The sequence below is a fragment of the Ruegeria sp. CE12 genome (genome assembly GCF_056537525.1).
Window position 1 is genome coordinate 112195 of the sequence record NZ_JBQFRS010000008.1, and the last position, 19187, is coordinate 131381.

A 19187-nucleotide genomic window follows, 5' to 3' on the forward strand; every position below is an offset into this window, starting at 1 on the left:
CTGAAAGTCATCCAATCACAACAAGAGGTTAAATCTATAATGAAATGATACACTTTTTGCGTGTGTCTTCCTAGGGACTTTCACGGCTCGTTGGGTGCGGCGTGATCTGCAGACGTGCAGTACAGCTAAGTCGCGAAAGGTCGTGCTGGCACAAAAAAGGCCCCGGTGGATACACCGGGGCCTCCGTCAGTCAAAGGGTGGGCAGATTATTCTGCGCCTTCCTCTTTCTTTTCTTTCTTCTCAGGAATGATCTCTTCGCCGGTTTCCTGATCGACGACTTTCATCGACAGGCGGACCTTGCCGCGATCGTCAAAGCCCAGCAGTTTGACCTTTACTTCCTGACCTTCTTTCAGAACATCCGACGGATGGTTCAGGCGGCGGTTCTCGATCTGGGACACGTGGACCAGACCATCGCGCTTGCCAAAGAAGTTCACGAAGGCACCGAAATCGACGATCTTCACGACTTTGCCGGTGTAAACCTGACCTTCTTCTGGCTCGGCCACGATCGAATAGATCATGTCATAGGCCTTCTTGATCGATTCACCGTCAGGCGAGGCGATCTTGATGACGCCGTCGTCGTTGATGTCGACCTTGGCACCCGAGGTTTCCACGATCTCGCGGATGACCTTACCGCCCGAGCCGATCACTTCACGGATCTTGTCGGTCGGGATGTTCATGGTCTCGATGCGCGGCGCGTGGACCGAGAATTCATTGGTCTCGGACAGGGCTTTGCCCATCTCGCCCAGAATGTGCATCCGGCCTTCTTTGGCCTGTGCCAAAGCGGTTTCCATGATCTGTGGCGTGATGCCTGCGACCTTGATGTCCATCTGCAGCGAGGTGATGCCGTTCTCGGTACCCGCCACTTTGAAGTCCATGTCACCCAGGTGGTCTTCGTCACCCAGGATGTCGGTCAGAACAGCGTAGTCACCGTCATCTTCAAGGATCAGACCCATGGCCACACCGGCAACCGGTGCTTTCAGCGGTACACCCGCATCCATCATCGACAGCGAGCCGCCGCAGACAGAAGCCATCGAGGACGAGCCGTTGGATTCAGTGATCTCCGACACCACGCGGATGGTGTAGGGGAAGTCGGTCGGTGCGGGCAGAACAGCCTGTAGCGCGCGCCATGCCAGCTTGCCGTGGCCGATTTCGCGGCGACCGGGCGAACCAACGCGGCCAACTTCACCAACCGAATACGGAGGGAAGTTATAGTGCAGCAGGAAGTTCGATTTGAAGTTGCCGTGCAGTGCGTCGATGAACTGTTCGTCGTCACCGGTGCCCAGCGTGGTCACGGCCAGTGCCTGTGTTTCACCACGGGTGAACAGGGCAGAACCGTGCGTACGCGGCAGCAGCGAGGTTTCAGCATCGATGGCACGGACATCGGTGGTCGAGCGACCGTCGATGCGCTTGCCGCCTTTGACAACGTCGCCGCGCAGGATGCCGGCTTCCAGCTTTTTCATCGCCGAACCCAGGTTGCCGTCTTCCAGCTGTTCCTCGGTCAGCGCTTCCTTGATCGCTTCACGGGCAGCGGCAACAGCGGCGGTGCGCTCTTGCTTGTCGGTGATTGCGAAAGCGGCGCGCATCTGCTCTTCACCGGCGGCTGCAACGGCAGCGTACAGTTCCGAGTAATCGGGCGCTTCAAACTCAAACGGCTCTTTGGCGGTTTCTTCGGCCAGATCGATGATCAGGTCCAGAACCGGCTGGATCTGCTCGTGTGCGAAATTCACGGCGCCCAACATCTCTGCCTCGGACAGCTCGTAAGCTTCGGATTCAACCATCATCACGGCGTTCTTGGTGCCAGCGACAACCAGATCCAGACGCTGTTCAGGGTTCAGTCGCAGGTCCTGCATGTCGTCCACGGTCGGGTTCAGGACATATTCGCCATCCACGAAACCAACGCGGGCACCTGCGATCGGACCACGGAACGGTGCGCCCGAGATGGTCAGGGCAGCCGAAGCGGCGATCATCGCAACGATGTCAGGGTCGTTGACCAGATCGTGGCTCAGCACGGTGCACATCACCAGAACTTCGTTTTTGAAGCCGTCAACGAACAGCGGGCGGATCGGACGGTCGATCAGACGCGCGGTCAGCGTCTCTTTCTCGGTCGGGCGCGCCTCGCGCTTGAAGAAGCCACCCGGAACCTTACCGGCGGCATAGTATTTCTCTTGATAATGCACGGTCAGCGGGAAAAAATCCTGACCGGGCTTTTGTTGCTTGGCAAAGGTTACGTTCGCCATGACGCTGGTTTCGCCCAGCGTGGCAATCACGGTGCCGTCGGCCTGGCGCGCAACTTTGCCAGTTTCCAGTGTGAGCGTCTCTTCGCCCCACTGCATCGATTTCTTAGTTACATCAAACATATGCGTATCCTAGATGGGAGCACTCCCGGCCCTCCGGGTCTCCCGTTTGCATGGCGGCCCCATTGCCGCCGACCCCAATTTATCTTCCATTCGAGTGCCGGGGTCAGGGCACAACGTCTCAGATACCGCGCGCATACATGAGAATGGGCCGAATTAAAAGAGGTCTCACTTTCGTGGGCGATCATCAGCCTCGACAGATCGAAAATCAGCCGAACACCTGCCCAAACTCAAAACGACCGCTCGCGAGATTTGCGCAGCGCGCGAATGTCAGTCTCAGTTTCAGGGCCTGTGGGTGGCACTGGTTTCCTCTGGGCCTCTGGGCTTCCGTCAAACTTCAACAGGGCCAGAGCCGATGCCGACCAGATCCACGAATTCAGCCATAAAAGCCCGGCTAAGGCGGCTATGCCTTGGAGTATGATATCCAGGTCAAAATCCGGCAAAGCCTGCCCCGTAACGATGGAAATTATGGATACGACGAGTGGTAGAACCGCGAACAGAAGCGTTAACAGTTCAAAATAGAACTGCAGGAAGAAAGACACGAAAAAGATGCAGAACAGCGGCAGAAAGCTGCGTCCGAGGCCATAAAAGAAACCATTGCTTGGCGTTCTGTGGCCCGCTTCTCTGGCAGCATTTGCCAGCGGCACCGCCATGATGGCGTAAGTAACCGTCAGAACCACGACGACGACGGCTATCTTGATGCTCACCGCGATCAAGGCAAAGGCAACTTGGGTGGATTGCGGTGTGTTCTTGAACGCATCCAACGAAATGGGTACGCCGACCTGCCACATGGCGACCAGAACAGCGATGGCGTTAGCAAGCAAGACCAAACCGCCCACCACGACAAAAAAGAAGACCCCGTACATAAACGAGTTCAGTGCCAGAATCTTGAAGTCAGTCTGGCGTAAATCACCCTTTACTGCCAACGCCACGCGAATGCCGAACAGGCTGATGAACATGGCTGTGACTGGTCCGCTGACGTAGCTTGCGAAGCCGAGTGTAACGATACCCAGTACAGCCCAAACCACAAACGAAGCGGCGCTGATCAGGATCACGGGAACAACCATTCGCGCAAAAACGCCAAATGACAGAAGTAACGAACTGAATATAAGGGTCATTGGTAGGCGCCTTTGAAAGAAGGGTGGTACGCGCGCCAGACAGCAATCCGGTCCGGCCGACGGTTTTATAAGTTTTGAGTAATAGCCTGAGTGATCGAATTCTTGTTTTGCGGGAATCTACCTAAAGGAGATTTGTTTGCAAGATCAACCAAACCCGAAGTTGGTGAAGAAGCTACCCTTCTCAACAGTAAAATTAACATATGGAATTTTAAAAATATGATCTACCATCCGATCAGGGATCGGAGGGAGTTAGATGAAAGCACGTGCAATCGGACTTGCGTTTGGCCTTTTGGCATCCGCCGCTGCGGCACAGGATGCGCCTGAACAAACATTGTTTACCAATGTCCATGTATTTGATGGTGTAAATGAGCAACGGATTGAGAATGCAAGCGTTCTGGTCGAAGGCAACCTGATCAAGACCGTTTCGACAGATGCGATCGATGCGCCGGATGCCACGGTGATTGATGGTGGTGGGCGCACCCTGTCACCGGGTTTTATCGAAACACACGCTCATCTGATGCTGATGGGGCCAAGCATTCCCGCGATGGAGGCAAACGCCACTTGGGAAGATTTCGGCATCCACGGTACCCGCATGGCTGAGATGTATTTGATGCAGGGTTTCACGACCGTGCGGGATGCCGGTGGTGCAAACGGCGGATTGCGACGGGCAATTGACGCAGGCCAGATCCTCGGCCCACGCTATTATCCCTCTGGCGCATTTCTGGGCACGCGTGGTGGTCACGCTGATTTCGCCAGCTTCACCTCGCCACCCGGCGCATCGACCAATTTCGGACGCCTGAATATGGCGCAGGAGGTGGACAGCGTTGCGGATGTTCAGAAGTTCGGTCGCAACAATTTCCGCATGGGTGCAACCCAATTGAAATACATGCAGTCAGGTGGTGTGGTCTCGGCCTTTGATCCGTGGCAACTGCTGGCCGGTTCCCCCGAGGAAATCGAGGCCGCCGTGCAGGTTGCGAATGAGTATGGCAGCTACGTGATGGCCCATTCCTATCGGAAAGAAGCGATCATGAATGCCCTGAATGCGGGCGTCAAAAGTATCGAACACGGGTTCTCTTTCGACTGTGAAATCGCGGCACTGATGAATGAGAAAGGGGCTTATATCACAACTAATCTGACGGCCTTTGATCCCGGTCTTCTGGAAATCCCCGCTGTAGCAAGCGTTCCTTCGAGCCTTGCCAAGGCCAAGTCCGCGTCCGAAACCTTTGCCGGGTATATCGACAACATGCGCGAATGCCCCGTCAAACGCGGTTTCCAGACGGATTGCGTCGGCTCGGTCGAGGCGTGCAATATTCAGATTGCCTATGAGAAGAAGCTCAACAATGACTTCTTCGGGCCTCTCACTTCGATGGTCACTTTGACCTCTACAGGGGGTGAAATCGTTGCACTGTCCGGTGACTTCATGAACCCTTATCCCGCAGGCAAGCTCGGCGTGATCGAAGAGGGGGCTTATGCGGATATCCTGCTGATCGACGGCAACCCGCTCGAGGATTTCTCGGTCGTGGGAACAGGCGATCAGTGGTTTGGTGCCGATCCAAGACCTGAAAGCCCGGAAACGATCCGGCTGATCATGAAGGATGGCGTGATCTACAAGAACACGCTGCAATGATCTAAGGTGGAACTGCCGCTATACGCGATGCGACGGAGAATGCAGATGAATACCCTGTTTCGGCTGATTACGGTGGCTGCGCTGCTTTTGGCGGGGCAAGCCTCTTTTGCCGCGCCAGGTGTCGCGCTGGACTGGTCCGATCTCCCGGACCCGTCAGTGCAGGTCTTTGAGGATCCGTATCGCGACCTCAGTCCGGAACAGTTTGATGATCTGCTGTTTGTCGTCCGGCTGCGGGGCAGGTTGGCTCAGGATACCGGCAGCGCGGAAGAGCGGCAGAAGTGGCAGGAGTTGCTGACTGAGACCGAAGAGGCGCTGGCGGCGGATAATATCGATGTCGACTGGCTGTTGGACCAGCGGCAGGTGGTGACCGAGCGCCGCAAGAAAGCCGGAACCGCAGGTAACCCGGAATTTGATGGTCAGACCATTACGCTTGCGGGATTTGCCATTCCCGCCCCGCCTGATCCGGATGGTCAACCGGTCGCCTATCTGGTGCCCGAACGTGGCATGTGCAGCCACATGCCACCCCCACCACCCAACCAGATGATCCGGGTGCGTCTGAACGGTGACTGGGCGCCCGCATACTTCCACGAACCCGTGCGTCTTACCGGGCGGCTCACCATCGATCCCACGGATCAGAAAATGGTCGTCGTTGACGGGCTGATGCCGATGCGCGCGACGTTTCAACTTAATGCGGACAGTGTCGAGACACTGGAAACCCGTGGGGATCAGCTCGAGTGGACTCAAAGCGTTGCTGATCGCATTCGCGCTGCGGGCAATCGTAAAACCGGTGGCCCTAAGGTTTCTGAATGATCAGATCTCTGGCCCTTGCACTGCTGTCGTTGGTGTTTCTGGACAAAGCGGTTGCGCAAGGTTTGTCCGGCCCGTCCTCGGTCGAAGCTGAACTTGAACCCGGCGATGGGCTGACCGATCCGCAATACCGTTCCAATTTCCCGCGCAATATCGCCCCCGGTTGGTTCGCTTGGAAAGATCGGCTGGCTGAAAGCGGGTTCCGTTTCAACATCGACTATCTGGCGCTGGGCCAGACTACAAATGCAGATCTAGGCACTGGTGAGGCTGCCAGCGGTATCGCCCGGTTCTACGGCAGTTGGCAGGCCGCCGAGAGGGGTTCATTGACCTTCAAGATCGAGAACCGGCACAGCTATACCGAGGTCGCACCGCAATTTCTGGGTCTGAACGGTGGCGCACAATCGATCACCGGAACGGCTTTTAACGACAACGGGTTGCTGCTGACCAACCTGTTCTGGACCCAGCGGGCTGCGGACGGATCCTGGACGTTGCAGTTTGGTCAGATCGATGTGACAGACTTTGTCGATGTTTACGGTCTGGTCAGTCCCTATAGCGGGTTTCAGAACCTCGCATTCAACACCAACCCAACGATCAACGCTCCGAATCCGGGGCTGGGGATTGCGGGGGGGCTCAAGCTCAGAAGTAATTTCTACGCTGTGGCCAGCGTCGCGGATGCCAATGCAGATCCTTCGGACCCGAATTTCGATGTCTTCAGCGACGGAAACCTCTTCAAGTCACTCGAAATCGGATACACCTCGGGTTTTGATCGCATCTATTTCGACAACGTGCACCTGACGCTCTGGCATGCAGATGCTGCCAATGATGGCAGTCGCCCCGAAGACTATGGTGGTGCATTTTCTGCCGCGTGGTTCGTGGACAACAAATGGATGCCCTTCTTTCGTGCAGGCGCAGCCAAGGGAACGGCTGCTCTGTATCAGCGCTCGGTTTCGGCCGGTTTGGGATATTACGGGCGCAATACCGACCTTGCCGGGCTGGGCCTGAACTGGGCAGAGGCACGCGGGGTCGATGGGGATCAGTTTACGCTCGAGGCGTTTTATCGATTCTCGATTTCGCCCGGCTTGCAGATCACGCCGTCGGTACAACTCATCTCAAACCCGTTGCTCAATCCCGATCAGGACAGTATTGCCCTGTTCGGATTGCGGACCCGGATCGTGTTCTGAGCCCGCCTCTCACATCGCCAGCTTACGTAATTGCTGCCACAGCAAATCTACGGCCGGCTGATCCAGATCGGTTTTTCGGGCAGCGCAGATATTCCATGTAATCTGCGGCTCGGTTTCGATCAGTTTTACCGAACCGGAAGAGGTCAGTTCGCTGAAAGTCTCAGGCATTCCACCAACCACGAAAGCACTGTCATCCAGCAGCGAGGCCAGAAAGGCATAGTCGTCACTTTCGATCTGGGGCAGGGTTCTGACCTTTTGTGCTGCCTCTTCGTTTCCACCCAGTGCCTTGGTCAGTGCCGCGCGCCAATGTTTGTGCAGATGCGGTGAGGCAAAGGGATACTCAAACACGTCACGCAATTTGCGAACGGGGGTGTCGTGCAGCGGATGACTGACATGCGCAGCAAATACCACGGCGCGTTTTTCGAACATCATCAACTCGATGTTTTCGGTTTCCGGCGTATGGGTCAGATCACCCACATAGATATCGATTTCGCGGTTCTCCAGCATTTCGATCGGCGCCTGCCGCGCGCTGACCGACACACTGACCCGCATTCCTGGAGAAACTTGCAGCGCTGCTTGCATCGCAGGTTTGATCAGGGTCCGGGGTGTCAGCGGCCCGCACCCGATCCGCACGGCTTGCCCCGCATCTGATCGGATATTCGCAATCTGCAGCTCGCAGGTCTGAAGTTCCGACTGCAGTTTTCGGGCAATGGGCAGAAATTCCTGTCCCTTGCGTGTCAGACCACTGTTGCCACGCTTTCTGTGAAACAGGGGAAACCCCACCTGGTCTTCCGCCATTGCGACATAGCGTGACAAAGACGCGTTCGACACGCCCATACGTTTGGCAGCGTCCTGAAAGTTACCGGTATCGGCAAGATTCAGGAAGGCGGACAGGGATTTCTCATTCAGCATCGCGGTCTCGCAAATTTCAGATTTCGCGTATTACGTTTCAAAATTTGCAAAAATGTAAACCCGCATTGCGAGATGAACGAGCCTGCCGCTAGGAAATATCTAATCTGGCCGTTTGGTCATTTTTCATCGTTCTCAGGAGTTTAACCCGGTGCTTCAGATCAAATCGATAGCGTATACCGCTGCTGCCGCATTCTGTGCGCTCGCGTCGGCAGCCGTTGCAGAAACCGAAAAACCAAACATTCTCGTCATCATGGCCGACGATGTCGGCTGGGCCAGTCTTGGCAGTTATCATCAGGGCATCAAAAGCATCCAGACCCCCAATCTTGATCAGCTTGCGGCTCAGGGTGCGCGTCTGACTGATTACTATGCGCAACCCAGTTGTACGGCGGGCCGGTCAGCCTTTATCACCGGCCAATATCCTGTTCGAACCGGTATGCACACCGTTGGTCTGCCGGGTGATCCGGTAGGTCTGAGCGACGAAGACCCGACACTGGCCAATATCCTGAAATCTTTGGGTTATACGACCGGGCAGTTTGGCAAGAACCACCTGGGTGACCTCAACAAGTTCCTGCCAACGGTCAAAGGCTTCGATGAATATTGGGGCTGGCTCTATCACCTCAATGCAATGGAATACACGTCCGACCCGGATTGGCCCAAGGACCCGGAATTCGAACAGCAATTTGGTCCGCGCAACATCATTCATTCTTTTGCGACAGACACCGTGGACGAAACCGTCGATCCCCGTTGGGGCGTGGTTGGCAAACAGCGCATCGTTGACGATGGTCCCGCCCCACCGGAGCGCCAGAAAACGCTGGATGACGAGGTCACGGCCCATACGATCGACTTCATCGATCGTGCGGTTGAAAGCGAAACACCGTTTTTTGTCTGGATGGCCCCGGCACGCGCGCATGTCTGGACCCATCTCAGCCCCGAATACGAGGCGATGCTGGGCGATGGTCGTGGGCTGCAGGACGTCGTGATGAAAGAGCTGGACGATAATGTTGGCAAGGTCACCGCTCATCTCGAAGAACTGGGGATCGCAGACAACACCATCGTCATTTTCACTTCGGATAATGGTCCCGAAACGATGACATGGCCCGATGGCGGTACCACGCCGTTCCACGGCGAAAAGGGCACGACGTGGGAAGGCGGATTTCGCGTGCCGGCCATCATTCGCTGGCCCGGCAAGATCGCGGAAGGCCAGGTTTTGAACGGTATCTTCGACGGCATGGACTGGATGCCTACACTGGTCGCCGCAGCCGGTGGCCCGCAGGATTTGCCTGCTGATCTGCTGGACGGGTTCGAAGGCTACAAGGTGCATCTGGACGGCTACAATCAGCTTTCCTATCTGACCGGTGACACGACAAGCAACCGCAAGGAAATTGTCTATTATGAAGGCACGGATCTGCAGGCAGTGCGCTACAACGACTGGAAGGCACATTTTACCATTCAGGAAAAAGGCTGGGCCGGCCCCAAAGAAGAACTGAATGCGCCGCTTCTGTTCAACCTGCGCCGCGACCCCTACGAAAAGGCAGCCGAGGAATCCGGCATGTACACGCGCTGGATGGGCAACAAGATGTGGGCATTTGGCCCCGCAGCCCGTCTGGTTCAAGCGCATCTGGGCACCTTTGCAGAATTCCCACCGCGTGGCGCCACCGTCGGCAACGAGACGCATGTTCAGGAACAGGTCAGCAGCGAAGGCGGGATGTCTCAGTAGCGGCCGACTTAGAACCTACAATGCAGAAAGCGCCCGTCGAAAGATGGGCGTTTTTTTCTTACTTATTCTGTAAAACGAATGCATTTGGTGAAATTATGCTGTCAGTGTAAGCTGTTACCACAAAGCCCGCGGTCGATATGACGGTAACGCGCCAAGGGGGTAATACACTCATAACCGTCCGCTGACCGAATACCTTGGCGTTTGCACTTGGCGAACAGAAGGGCAAACGAATGGCGGAATCAAAGAAAATGCTGGATCCGGACCCGCGGATCTATGACTTCGAAACGGAATATGAGCTGGGGCAGGATAACGTCCGGCCTTTTGGCTTGGACATTCACAATCCGGTTTTTCTGATCTCGAGTATCGTGATCTTTGCATTTGTGCTTATCGCGCTTGCAAATCAGGAAGCGGCGGCCACATTCTTTGGATGGCTAAGACCTTGGCTAACCAGCACTTTTGACTGGTTTCTGGTGCTTTCGGTGAATGCAATCACCTTGTTCTGTCTGGTCCTGATCGTGCTGCCGGTCGGCAGCGTTCGGATCGGCGGCAAAGACGCTACACCGGACTATTCCTATCCCGGATGGATCGCGATGATGTTCGCAGCCGGTATCGGTATCGGTCTGCTGTTTTTCGGCGTGATGGAGCCTGTCTATTACAACTTTGCCGAAGATGGCGGTGCGCGGCCTCTGGGTCTGGATATAGCGGTGCCCGGCAATGAATATGTGGGTGTTGTCGGTACCATCCACCACTGGGGTCTTGAGGCATGGGCGGTCTATGCCGCAGTCGGTCTGAGCCTTGCGATATTCGCCTACAACCTTGATCTTCCCCTGACATTGCGCTCGGCTTTCTATCCAATCCTCGGCGAGCGGGTCTGGGGTTGGTGGGGCCATATCATCGACACGCTGGCCGTATTTGCCACGCTGTTTGGCCTGACAACCTCACTGGGTCTGGGTGCTCAGCAAGTTGCGGCAGGGCTTTATGAAGTGTTTGGTATCGAACCCAGCCCGACGGTTGTTGTTCTGCTGATCATCGGCATCACCATGATTGCATTGGGATCGGTGCTGATGGGTATGGATGCAGGCGTCAAGCGACTGAGCGAGATCAACATGATCATGGCGGTGGGATTGTTCATCTTCGTCATCGCAGTGACAGGAATTGGAACAGCAGTTAGTCGCTATTTCAGCGTAATGGCTGATTATGTGCGCCACCTGCCAGCCCTGTCCAACCCGTTCGGTCGTGAAGACACCAGTTTCTTCCACGGCTGGACGACGTTCTACTGGGCATGGTGGATTGCATGGTCGCCCTTTGTGGGCATGTTTATTGCGCGTATCTCGCGTGGTCGCACGGTGCGTGAATTCATCATCTGTGCGTTGCTGGCTCCTACCGCTGTCTGCGCCCTTTGGATGTCGACATTCGGTGGTGCGGCGATCGACATGTTGAACGCTGGCGGTGCCGAAGGCGTCCGCGCAACGGTCATCGATAGCTATGCACCCGAAGGTGCCTTGTTCGGCTTCCTGAAAGAGCTGCCGCTCTATGGCATCGTCGCCCCAATCGCGCTGATCCTGATCGTGGTGTTCTTTGTGACGTCGTCAGACTCGGGCTCGCTGGTCATCGACACGATCACGGCAGGCGGCAAGATGGATGCACCGGTCGTGCAACGCGTGTTCTGGTGCACCCTCGAGGGTCTGGTGGCCATCGCCTTGTTGCTGGGTGGCGGGCTTAGCGCGCTACAGGGTGCTGCGGTCTCGACCGGAATTCCGTTCACGCTGGTTGTTCTGATCATGTGCTATTGCCTCTGGCTGGCGCTGAGGTCGGAACGGTCGAAGATGTAGCTTAGCGGCAGAGAAACGCGAAACACCCGCCTTCGGGCGGGTGTTTCCATGCTTATGAGATTACAGGCCTTTGATTGTTTGAATCTGCAGGCAATCAGCGGACCACCACCCAAATCTTCGTTACACAATGAATATCGTGCGGTTTTGAGCTTCTCCCGCAACACTAGGCCCCTGCTTTTCACGTTCTGTAAGAGCAGAGCCTAAGTAGATATTGAAACAGGAAAAAACTCGGTTTACGCAAAATGAAATTGATCTGTACGAGCCAGTTGGTTCTGTTCGCAGCGGTCGCAAGTATATTAGTGATTGGATGGATAAATGGTCGCAATAAACTTCGTTACACTGCTGCAAAATGGCTCGCAAACTGTTGTTGACGCGGATGGTGACACGGTTGTTGTCACCGCAACTTTCACAGGCGATTTTTTCGTCAACGGGTCCGGTGCTGTTCAATCCGACAATGCTGTAGATACGAGTGCAGACTCATTTACCCTATCGTTTTCAAAACCTGTCGAGGACTTCACATTTACGGTCGGTGACGTCAATTCCAATGGATTTGCGGGCGGGTTCAATGATCGCATTGTGGTTGAATCTACGCTTAATGGGACACCGGTTGTCACCAATCTGAACTTCGGGACCAGCGGCACCACGGCAGAATATGAAGCGCCCTTTAACACCAATGTCACCGAAACCGTCACGGTGACAGGGCCCTTCAACCAAATCACACTGACGAATTTCGACCCGGACCGGCAACACGGCTGGCTGTTCCTGACAACCGGTGATATCGGCGATGTCGTCTGTTTCGTCAGTGGCACGCAGATTGAAACGGAAACCGGGTTGAAAGCAGTTGAAGATCTTTCGTCGGGGGATCTGATTTTGACCCGCGATAATGGCTACCAGCCGCTCCGATGGATCGGGAAGAAAAAGGTATCGGCCGCACGTCTCGGCGAAAATGAGAAACTGCGCCCCGTCCGGATCAAGGCCGGGGCACTGGCATCTGGGTTGCCGCATCGTGATCTGGTTGTTTCCCGCCAGCACAGGATGCTCGCCGTTTCCGATGTGGCCAAACGCATGTTCGGAAGTTCGGAGATTTTGGTTCCCGCTCACAAACTGACCGCGCTACCTGATATCGAGATTGAAACCGCGGAAGAGCCAGTTACCTATTACCATCTTTTGTTTGATGATCATGAGATCATCTATGCCGAAGGGACACCAACCGAAAGCTTGCATACGGGTCCGGAAGCCCTCAAGACGCTTTCATCGGACGCGATAGAAGAAGTTCTGATGCTGTTCCCGGAATTGGCCGAGCGTGGCAATTCACAGGATCTGGCGCGCTATACCCCGCCTGGGCGTCGCCAGAAGAACTTCATTGCCCGACTCGGAAAGAACAATCGACCGTTTGTCGCGCAGAATTGAAACACCCACACAGGCCGATACGCTCTCCTCAAGGGTCGGCGAACTCGGTCTGGAGAGCTTTGCCACCTGCGAAGTTGCGCTGCCGTTCGTATGAAGGGCAATTGAAAGCCTGTACTCAAAATAGGTGAACGCTTTCAGAATTCGTCGACAACCCGGATCGGTCGCGAGAAATGGTTGTTGGCGATCTGCAAATAAATACGCCCACCAAAATGGCGGGCGTACAAAGACGTACTAATTGTACAAACTGGGTTTCAAACCCGGTACAAATCACACAAAGGCGCTTAGCGGCGGATGCCCAGCTTTTTGATCAGGTCCTGGTAACGCGCTTCTTCTTTGCCCTTCAGGTAGTCCAGCAGCTTACGACGCTGGGCAACCATCTTCAGCAGACCACGACGACCGTGGTTGTCTTTTTTGTGGGTCTTGAAGTGCTCGGTCAGGGTGGTGATGCGCGAGGTCAGGATTGCAACCTGTACTTCAGGCGAACCGGTGTCGCCGTCTTTGGTTGCGAATTCTTTCATGACGCGTGCTTTTTCAGCGGCAGTGATCGACATCGGGGTCTCCTTTAAAGGTTAGAGTTGATGGCGCAGGCCGGGATGTCGTCCAGCACAGGCCCATGGAGAAAACCGCACCGATTCCGATGCGGATGCGCGCGTATAAGCGTATTTCGGGTAAATGGCAAAGGGATTCTGTGTCCCTAACCCTACACGCTAAATCGCGCAAGTTCTGCCTGAGTGATGAGTTGGATGTCGTCGAGCGTCATACCCTCGGCCCCGAAAAGATGCGCCACCTCATGACCATTGACCGTCACCCGGGTGAGGGTTTCGTTTTCGTCGTCCCGTTGGATGCTGATTTCCGGATCAGCCTCTTCTTCCCAAGTGATCAGCAGTTTGTCTTCACCCGGCTGGAAACCCATGACGGTGACTTCTTCGTCGTCGGTGTCGGTATCCAGAATAATATCGTCAGCGCCCGCACCGCCCGTGGCCACATCTCCGCCATTGGCAATTATAGTGTCATCGCCGGAACCCCCATTCAGGAAATCTCTCGTCTCGGTTCCGTCGCCGTCGTCACCCGACAATGTGTCATTGCCATCTCCGCCGAACACTGAGTCCGCGCCCTCACCGCCTGCCAGAATGTCGTTACCTGCGCCCCCTTGCAGGGCATCGTCATCACCGCCTCCTAGCAAGGTATCGTCGCCCTGCCCGCCAAACAGCTCGTCTTCGCCTTCACCGCCGTTCAATTCGTCGTCGCCAGAATGGCCGAAGAGTTGATCATCCCCGGTTTCGCCCGCCAGCAGGTCGTCACCTGCCTCTCCGTGCAATAAGTCATTGCCGGTGCCACCGGTCAGTGTGTCCTCGCCATCTCCGCCATGCAGGATGTCATCCCCAGCGGCGCCATCGATGGTATCGTCACCGCCATATCCATTGATTTGATCGTTCCCGTCCTGTCCTGACAGAGTGTCTGCTTCATCCTGCCCAACCATGACGAGATTTCCGTTACATTCCGAGATCACATGTCCGGTGTCATCGGCTGTAGGTTCATCGACATTCTCATCAATTTCGAGAAACTGACCGTTTGAAAAACCGTCCTCTGGCGCATCGTCGTCTACGTCGTCAGAATCGCTTTCATCAGTGATGAAGACATCGCTGAGTGCGTAGGCCGCGCCACCAACAGCGGCCAGACCAAGAAACCCGATCAGAAACATGGAACCCCTCCGAAAGCACAGTGCTTCTTGAGTAAAATGTTCCATGTGTTCAGTGGGTTGGTCAAAGCCAACCTGACTCTGTGGTTAACCCTTTGTCACCCGTCCCAGCGTTCGGGTTGCTGAGTGTATGCGATATAGAGGGGGTGCTTGGGGTGGCCATCCTTGGTCAGTCCAAGATGGTATAGCGGGTGCCCCGTTTTACGCAACAGATGCTCTACGGCAGGACCGCGATCCAGATGCGCACCATGGGTGCCCCATGCTGCGATGACCTGATCAGCCCATTCGACACCGTCCAGAATAGCCGTGTCATTCTCCGGCCCAACCGGATCGCCGGCGGCACGCATCTTGCGGGGGTCGGTGTCGCGCCATGCAAAGATGTTGGTCACCTGAAACGCGCCAAATCCCAGCGCACGCGCGCGGCGTTCGCAGCGTTCGACCGTGGGGTCGTTCTGCACCTCGGTCGCGGTGGAGGGGTTCAGCATGACGAATAACGCCTTGCGCCCGGCCGGGTCCCAGATGCGGGTCAGGCTATAGCGATAGTTCTCGCAATCGGAGTATATGGCGGTCGAGGGCGCGTCGCCCTTGGTATGCGTTCGGGTGATCATGCCCTTCGCCTAACACGCCGTTTAATCGACGAACACCCGGTTGGGATGCAATTCGCCGGATTTGTAGATACCTACAGCAACGGCCTTGCCGTCCAGCGAGGCCCAGGCCTCGTCGCCGTATTCCACGTTCGAAGCCAGGACCATACCGGGATTGCCATTACGCAGACGGGTGGCACCTTCGGGTGTGCATTTCAGTTCCGGTAAATCTGCAAGCCCGGTTTCCAGCGGGTGCAGATACTCGTCCAGCGCAGTGGTCTTGGCCATCTCGTCGATCTGTTCGATGCTCAACCCGTCTTCGACTTCGAACGGGCCGGACCAGATACGGCGCAGTTCCCTGACATGGCCGTGGCACCCCAGCGCCGCGCCCAGATCGCGGGCGATAGATCGCACATAACCGCCTTTACCGCAGGTCATTTCCAGCACCACGTGATCTTCGTCGGGGCGGTCAACGAGGATCAGCTCTTCAACCCACAAGGGCCGGGCGGATAGCTCAATATCCTCGCCATCGCGGGCCAGCTTGTAGGCACGCTGCCCATCGATCTTCACGGCCGAGAACTTGGGCGGGACCTGCATGATGTCGCCCAGAAACGGAGTCAGCGCCTGTTTGATATCGTCGTCCGATGGGCGCGCATTGCTTTCCGCAATAACTTCACCTTCGGCATCGTCAGTGTTGGTCGCCTGACCCAGCCGCACAGTGAAGGTGTAGGCTTTCAAGGCGTCAGTGATATAGGGAACGGTCTTGGTCGCCTCACCCAAAGCCACGGCCAAAACACCGGTTGCCTCGGGGTCCAGCGTGCCTGCATGGCCTGCTTTCTTGGCGTCCATAGCCCAACGCACCTTGTTGACCACAGCGGTCGAGGTCATGCCCGCGGGCTTGTCCACCACCAGCCAGCCTGAAATGTCACGACCCTTGCGTTTGCGTCCCATCTTGCACCTTGCCCTTTGCTGAGGCGCGCGAGTTAGCGGATCACCTTCGCCCTGTCAATTTCAGGGTGCGTCTTCAACCACGCCCACGATTGGTCCCAGCGAAAACCCGACATCGGACCGGTTGCTCGCACGGTCATACATACGAGAGATATTGCCATCAAAGAACAGCGCATTCGGAGTGTTGAGCACGTCGCGGAAAAGGCTGCCGAACTCGTGGAATGTGACGTAGTCCTCTGAGATCGCGAACACGGCGCGGGTGCCGTCGTTGCTGGTGCCTACCCCGTTGCGGACATAGCGCGATGTCGAATCGGGCAGAAAGCGCGGATGCAGTTCACCATCAATGACCAGCATCGGGCCAGATTGGGTGGCAAAGCGGCATTCGGGCGTCTGGTCGACAAAATTCAGCGTTTCGAAGACGTCAGCGCGACCTTCCCGGATGCAGAACACCCCGTTCGGCAACAGGCCGAAATTGCCGGGGCCAGGGTTCGGGATCACTCGCATGACCTCCTGACCATTCTCAACGTAGTGGCCCACAGGCGAGCGGTCGTCGTGATACATTCCCGCGTTCATCGCAAACGCCAGGCGTTTACCTCCAGGTTCAAGCGCCTCGTTTACCGAAGAGAAATGTCCTAACAGGTCACCGTTTCCATCGTTGAGAAACAGTTGCAGGTCTTCGTTGGCGGCATCCACCTCGCAGACAGTGTACCGCTTGTCCTCATGGGTCAGCTTTTCACAGGTGACCGCAGAAGCTTGCGCAGCCCAAAGGACCGCGCCCAAAGTGACAAATGCTCGGATCACTCGTCCAGATCGCGGCGCACCGCGTCCTGATTGAACATGCGTCGCGTGTCGTCCAGACGGTCAAACGTGTCATCCAGACGGAATCGCAGATCGGGTGAAAACTTCAGGCCGACCTTTTTGCCAACCATGCGTCGCAACTCGCTCTTGTTTCGGGCCAGCAGCTCGATCACGTCCTCCTGCCCTTTGCCGCCCAGCGGCAGCACATAGGCGGTGGCGATTTTCAGATCGGGCGAGGTGCGCACCTCACCCACGGTGATCGACATACGGTTCAGGTCGGGGTCGTGGACATCTCCGCGCGCCAGAACCTCGGACAGGGTGCGGCGGATCAGTTCGCCGACGCGCAGCTGTCGTTGGGACGGGCCGGGGCCATCGTGGAATTTGTTCTTTGCCATATCCCCGATCTAAGCCCAAAGCAGGGCTTTGCCAAGCGGGCGCGAACGGGGTAGGAGGCTTTGAGCCGACTTATACAAAAAGGACCAGCGCAATGACCCATATTCCGGGGATCGTCATTACAGGGGCTTCGGGCCGCATGGGCCAGATGCTGATCAAGACCGTCACGGACAGCGATCAGGCACGTCTGGTGGGCGTCGTCGAGCGCAAGGGCCACGACTGGATCGGGCAGGATGTCGGCGAAGCGATGGGCGGTCAGGCGCTGGGCGTGAAAGTCACCGATGACCCGCTGGAGGCGTTTGCGCAAGCGCAGGCGGTGATCGATTTCACTGCACCCGAAGCGACGTTGGAATTTGCCGCTCTGGCTGCGCAGGCGCGTTGTGTTCATGTGATCGGGACGACTGGCATGACCGAAGAGCAGATCGCCGCGCTGGAACCGGCTTCGCGCCACGCTGTCATCGTGCGGGCAGGCAATATGAGCCTCGGCGTGAACCTGCTGGTGCAACTGACCAAAAAGGTCGCGGCTGCACTGGATGAGGATTTCGATATCGAAGTGATCGAAGGGCACCATCACCATAAGGTCGATGCTCCGTCGGGCACCGCATTGATGCTGGGCGAGGCCGCTGCCGAAGGGCGCGGCGTGAAGCTGGAAGATGTATCCGACCGGGGCCGTGACGGCATCACCGGCGCGCGTCAACGTGGCAATATCGGTTTCCATGCTATTCGTGGCGGCGACATTGTGGGTGAACACGATGTCCTGTTCGCCGCTCCCGGAGAACGCATCGTTCTGCGCCACCTGGCCACCGATCGAGCCATTTTTGCCCGCGGTGCGCTGAAGGCGGCACTGTGGGGACAGGGGAAAGCACCCGGTCAGTATGACATGGTGGATGTGCTGGGGCTGTAGTCTGTAGTCCCTGCTACTGGAACGCAGTAAGGCCAGGCGGCTCTGCGCCGTTTTCCTCCGCCGTCGAAAAGAGCAGCCCTAACCGCTGGTCCCAAGTCGGAAACTTGCCGGTCACCGCAAAGGTCAGGCGCTCGGCCCCGATTGAGATGCCAAGAGGCGCGGCGGTGCCCTCGATCACGATCTCACCGATCTCGGTCCAGTTGGATGACGGCGGATAGACCGTCGGCGCTGGCTCATCGGTTTCGCCGACGCGGTAATAGACGCCCATCGTTACGATGTAGTCTTCGCCAAACGGATCAGGAAAGAAATAGCCCGAGGCGTCGCGGGCGGCCAAAGCCTCGGCCTCATCGCGCAACAGGACTTTTTCCGCGAAAGGCAGGCCCATCTCGTCCAGCACCGGGCGCATGGTGTCGGCTTGCGGCACGCTGACAAAGGCTATGCGGGATGGATCGAGACCAAAGCTTTCGGTCAAAAGCCGTATCATCAGGCGGGTTGTGGTTTGGCCATTGGCGTCACCCTCCGGATGGCAGCCAACTTCATGAAACAGTGGTAAAACATCTACTCGGGATTTTTCACCGACATCTCCTACTCGGGCCAGCGGCTGGATCACGAAGGCATTTGTGGGGAGCGCGTCTTGATCAAAATCGTGCCGCAGGCCTCCGTTATAGCCGTCGGTGCCGGTCGCAATTGAAAGCGGCGCGGCTTCTTGTAGCCCAAGTTCGGAAAATGCGGATTTCAGACGGTCCAACGTTTTCCTGAACTCCAGTTCAAACGCCTCATGTTGATCTGTTGCTGCGATTGCAATCCGGGGCAGCATTGCCCCAACCGAAGCAGCGGTTCCAAGTTGCACAACTTTGCGCCTGTTCAAGCCCATAAGATGCCTCCCTGACATGACGTTCGCGA

17 protein-coding genes are annotated in these 19187 nt (G+C 56.5%); 7 read left to right on the forward strand and 10 right to left on the reverse strand.

All coding sequences use genetic code 11. From position 1 onward, the window contains the following. Positions 1–206 precede the first annotated feature (206 nt). Both pnp and ACR0IO_RS17420 read right to left on the reverse strand, forming a co-directional pair. The gene (pnp, locus tag ACR0IO_RS17415) at positions 207–2357 is read right to left on the reverse strand and encodes a polyribonucleotide nucleotidyltransferase (RefSeq protein ID WP_480743082.1); all 2151 of its coding nucleotides are present in this window, start codon (positions 2355–2357) and stop codon (positions 207–209) included. A 227-nt stretch (positions 2358–2584) separates the two neighbouring features. Further along, positions 2585–3472, reverse strand: a complete 888-nt coding sequence (locus tag ACR0IO_RS17420; RefSeq protein ID WP_480743085.1) for a hypothetical protein — start codon at positions 3470–3472, stop codon at positions 2585–2587. Positions 3473–3725: 253 nt separating this feature from the next. Between ACR0IO_RS17420 and ACR0IO_RS17425 the strand changes: the two genes are divergently transcribed. Genes ACR0IO_RS17425 through ACR0IO_RS17435 form a run of 3 tightly spaced genes read left to right on the forward strand, consistent with a single transcriptional unit; the run spans position 3726 to position 7087 of the window. Next, positions 3726–5099 (forward strand): metal-dependent hydrolase family protein, encoded by a 1374-nt coding sequence (locus tag ACR0IO_RS17425; RefSeq protein ID WP_480743087.1) that lies wholly within the window; start codon positions 3726–3728, stop codon positions 5097–5099. A 45-nt stretch (positions 5100–5144) separates the two neighbouring features. After that, positions 5145–5909 carry a DUF3299 domain-containing protein gene (locus tag ACR0IO_RS17430; protein WP_480743089.1) on the forward strand — a complete coding sequence of 255 codons (765 nt, stop codon included), beginning with the start codon at positions 5145–5147 and terminating at the stop codon, positions 5907–5909. Next, a complete protein-coding gene (locus tag ACR0IO_RS17435; RefSeq protein WP_480743091.1) occupies positions 5906–7087 on the forward strand; it encodes a carbohydrate porin in 1182 nt (393 codons plus the stop codon). The genes ACR0IO_RS17430 and ACR0IO_RS17435 overlap by 4 nt, the downstream gene beginning before the upstream one ends. Before the next feature lie 9 nt (positions 7088–7096). Here ACR0IO_RS17435 and ACR0IO_RS17440 read toward each other — a convergent pair whose 3' ends face one another. Continuing rightward, the gene (locus ACR0IO_RS17440; RefSeq protein WP_480743093.1) at positions 7097–7999 is read right to left on the reverse strand and encodes a LysR family transcriptional regulator; all 903 of its coding nucleotides are present in this window, start codon (positions 7997–7999) and stop codon (positions 7097–7099) included. A gap of 148 nt (positions 8000–8147) precedes the next feature. Between ACR0IO_RS17440 and ACR0IO_RS17445 the strand changes: the two genes are divergently transcribed. From ACR0IO_RS17445 to ACR0IO_RS17455, 3 genes are all read left to right on the forward strand, one after another. Next, positions 8148–9716, forward strand: coding sequence for an arylsulfatase (locus tag ACR0IO_RS17445; RefSeq protein WP_480743095.1), 1569 nt, complete (start codon positions 8148–8150; stop codon positions 9714–9716). Positions 9717–9946: 230 nt separating this feature from the next. Further along, positions 9947–11548 (forward strand): BCCT family transporter, encoded by a 1602-nt coding sequence (locus tag ACR0IO_RS17450; RefSeq protein ID WP_155146346.1) that lies wholly within the window; start codon positions 9947–9949, stop codon positions 11546–11548. 315 nt (positions 11549–11863) lie between these two features. Continuing rightward, a complete protein-coding gene (locus ACR0IO_RS17455; RefSeq protein ID WP_480743098.1) occupies positions 11864–12958 on the forward strand; it encodes a Hint domain-containing protein in 1095 nt (364 codons plus the stop codon). A 281-nt stretch (positions 12959–13239) separates the two neighbouring features. Here the strand turns inward: ACR0IO_RS17455 and rpsO are convergent, their stop codons facing one another. The 6 genes from rpsO to rbfA form a co-directional block, all read right to left on the reverse strand. Continuing rightward, positions 13240–13509 (reverse strand): 30S ribosomal protein S15, encoded by a 270-nt coding sequence (gene rpsO / locus ACR0IO_RS17460; RefSeq protein WP_008757925.1) that lies wholly within the window; start codon positions 13507–13509, stop codon positions 13240–13242. 149 nt (positions 13510–13658) lie between these two features. After that, positions 13659–14660, reverse strand: coding sequence for a calcium-binding protein (locus tag ACR0IO_RS17465; protein WP_480743102.1), 1002 nt, complete (start codon positions 14658–14660; stop codon positions 13659–13661). A 95-nt stretch (positions 14661–14755) separates the two neighbouring features. Further along, positions 14756–15265, reverse strand: coding sequence for a DUF1643 domain-containing protein (locus tag ACR0IO_RS17470; protein WP_155146340.1), 510 nt, complete (start codon positions 15263–15265; stop codon positions 14756–14758). A gap of 21 nt (positions 15266–15286) precedes the next feature. Further along, positions 15287–16192: a tRNA pseudouridine(55) synthase TruB gene (gene truB / locus ACR0IO_RS17475; RefSeq protein ID WP_480743105.1), complete on the reverse strand. Its 906-nt coding sequence runs from the start codon at positions 16190–16192 to the stop codon at positions 15287–15289. Positions 16193–16252: 60 nt separating this feature from the next. Further along, positions 16253–16990 carry a phosphodiester glycosidase family protein gene (locus tag ACR0IO_RS17480; RefSeq protein WP_480743107.1) on the reverse strand — a complete coding sequence of 246 codons (738 nt, stop codon included), beginning with the start codon at positions 16988–16990 and terminating at the stop codon, positions 16253–16255. Next, complete coding sequence (gene rbfA, locus ACR0IO_RS17485; RefSeq protein ID WP_155146337.1) at positions 16987–17382, reverse strand: 30S ribosome-binding factor RbfA; 396 nt, start codon at positions 17380–17382, stop codon at positions 16987–16989. The genes ACR0IO_RS17480 and rbfA overlap by 4 nt, the downstream gene beginning before the upstream one ends. 92 nt (positions 17383–17474) lie before the next feature. On the opposite strand from rbfA, the gene dapB reads away from it, so the two are divergent. Next, positions 17475–18284: a 4-hydroxy-tetrahydrodipicolinate reductase gene (gene dapB, locus ACR0IO_RS17490; RefSeq protein WP_480743109.1), complete on the forward strand. Its 810-nt coding sequence runs from the start codon at positions 17475–17477 to the stop codon at positions 18282–18284. Between the two features lie 13 nt (positions 18285–18297). Here dapB and ACR0IO_RS17495 read toward each other — a convergent pair whose 3' ends face one another. Then, on the reverse strand, positions 18298–19158 hold the full coding sequence (locus tag ACR0IO_RS17495; RefSeq protein WP_480743111.1) for a hypothetical protein: 861 nt from the start codon (positions 19156–19158) through the stop codon (positions 18298–18300). Positions 19159–19187: the final 29 nt, after the last annotated feature.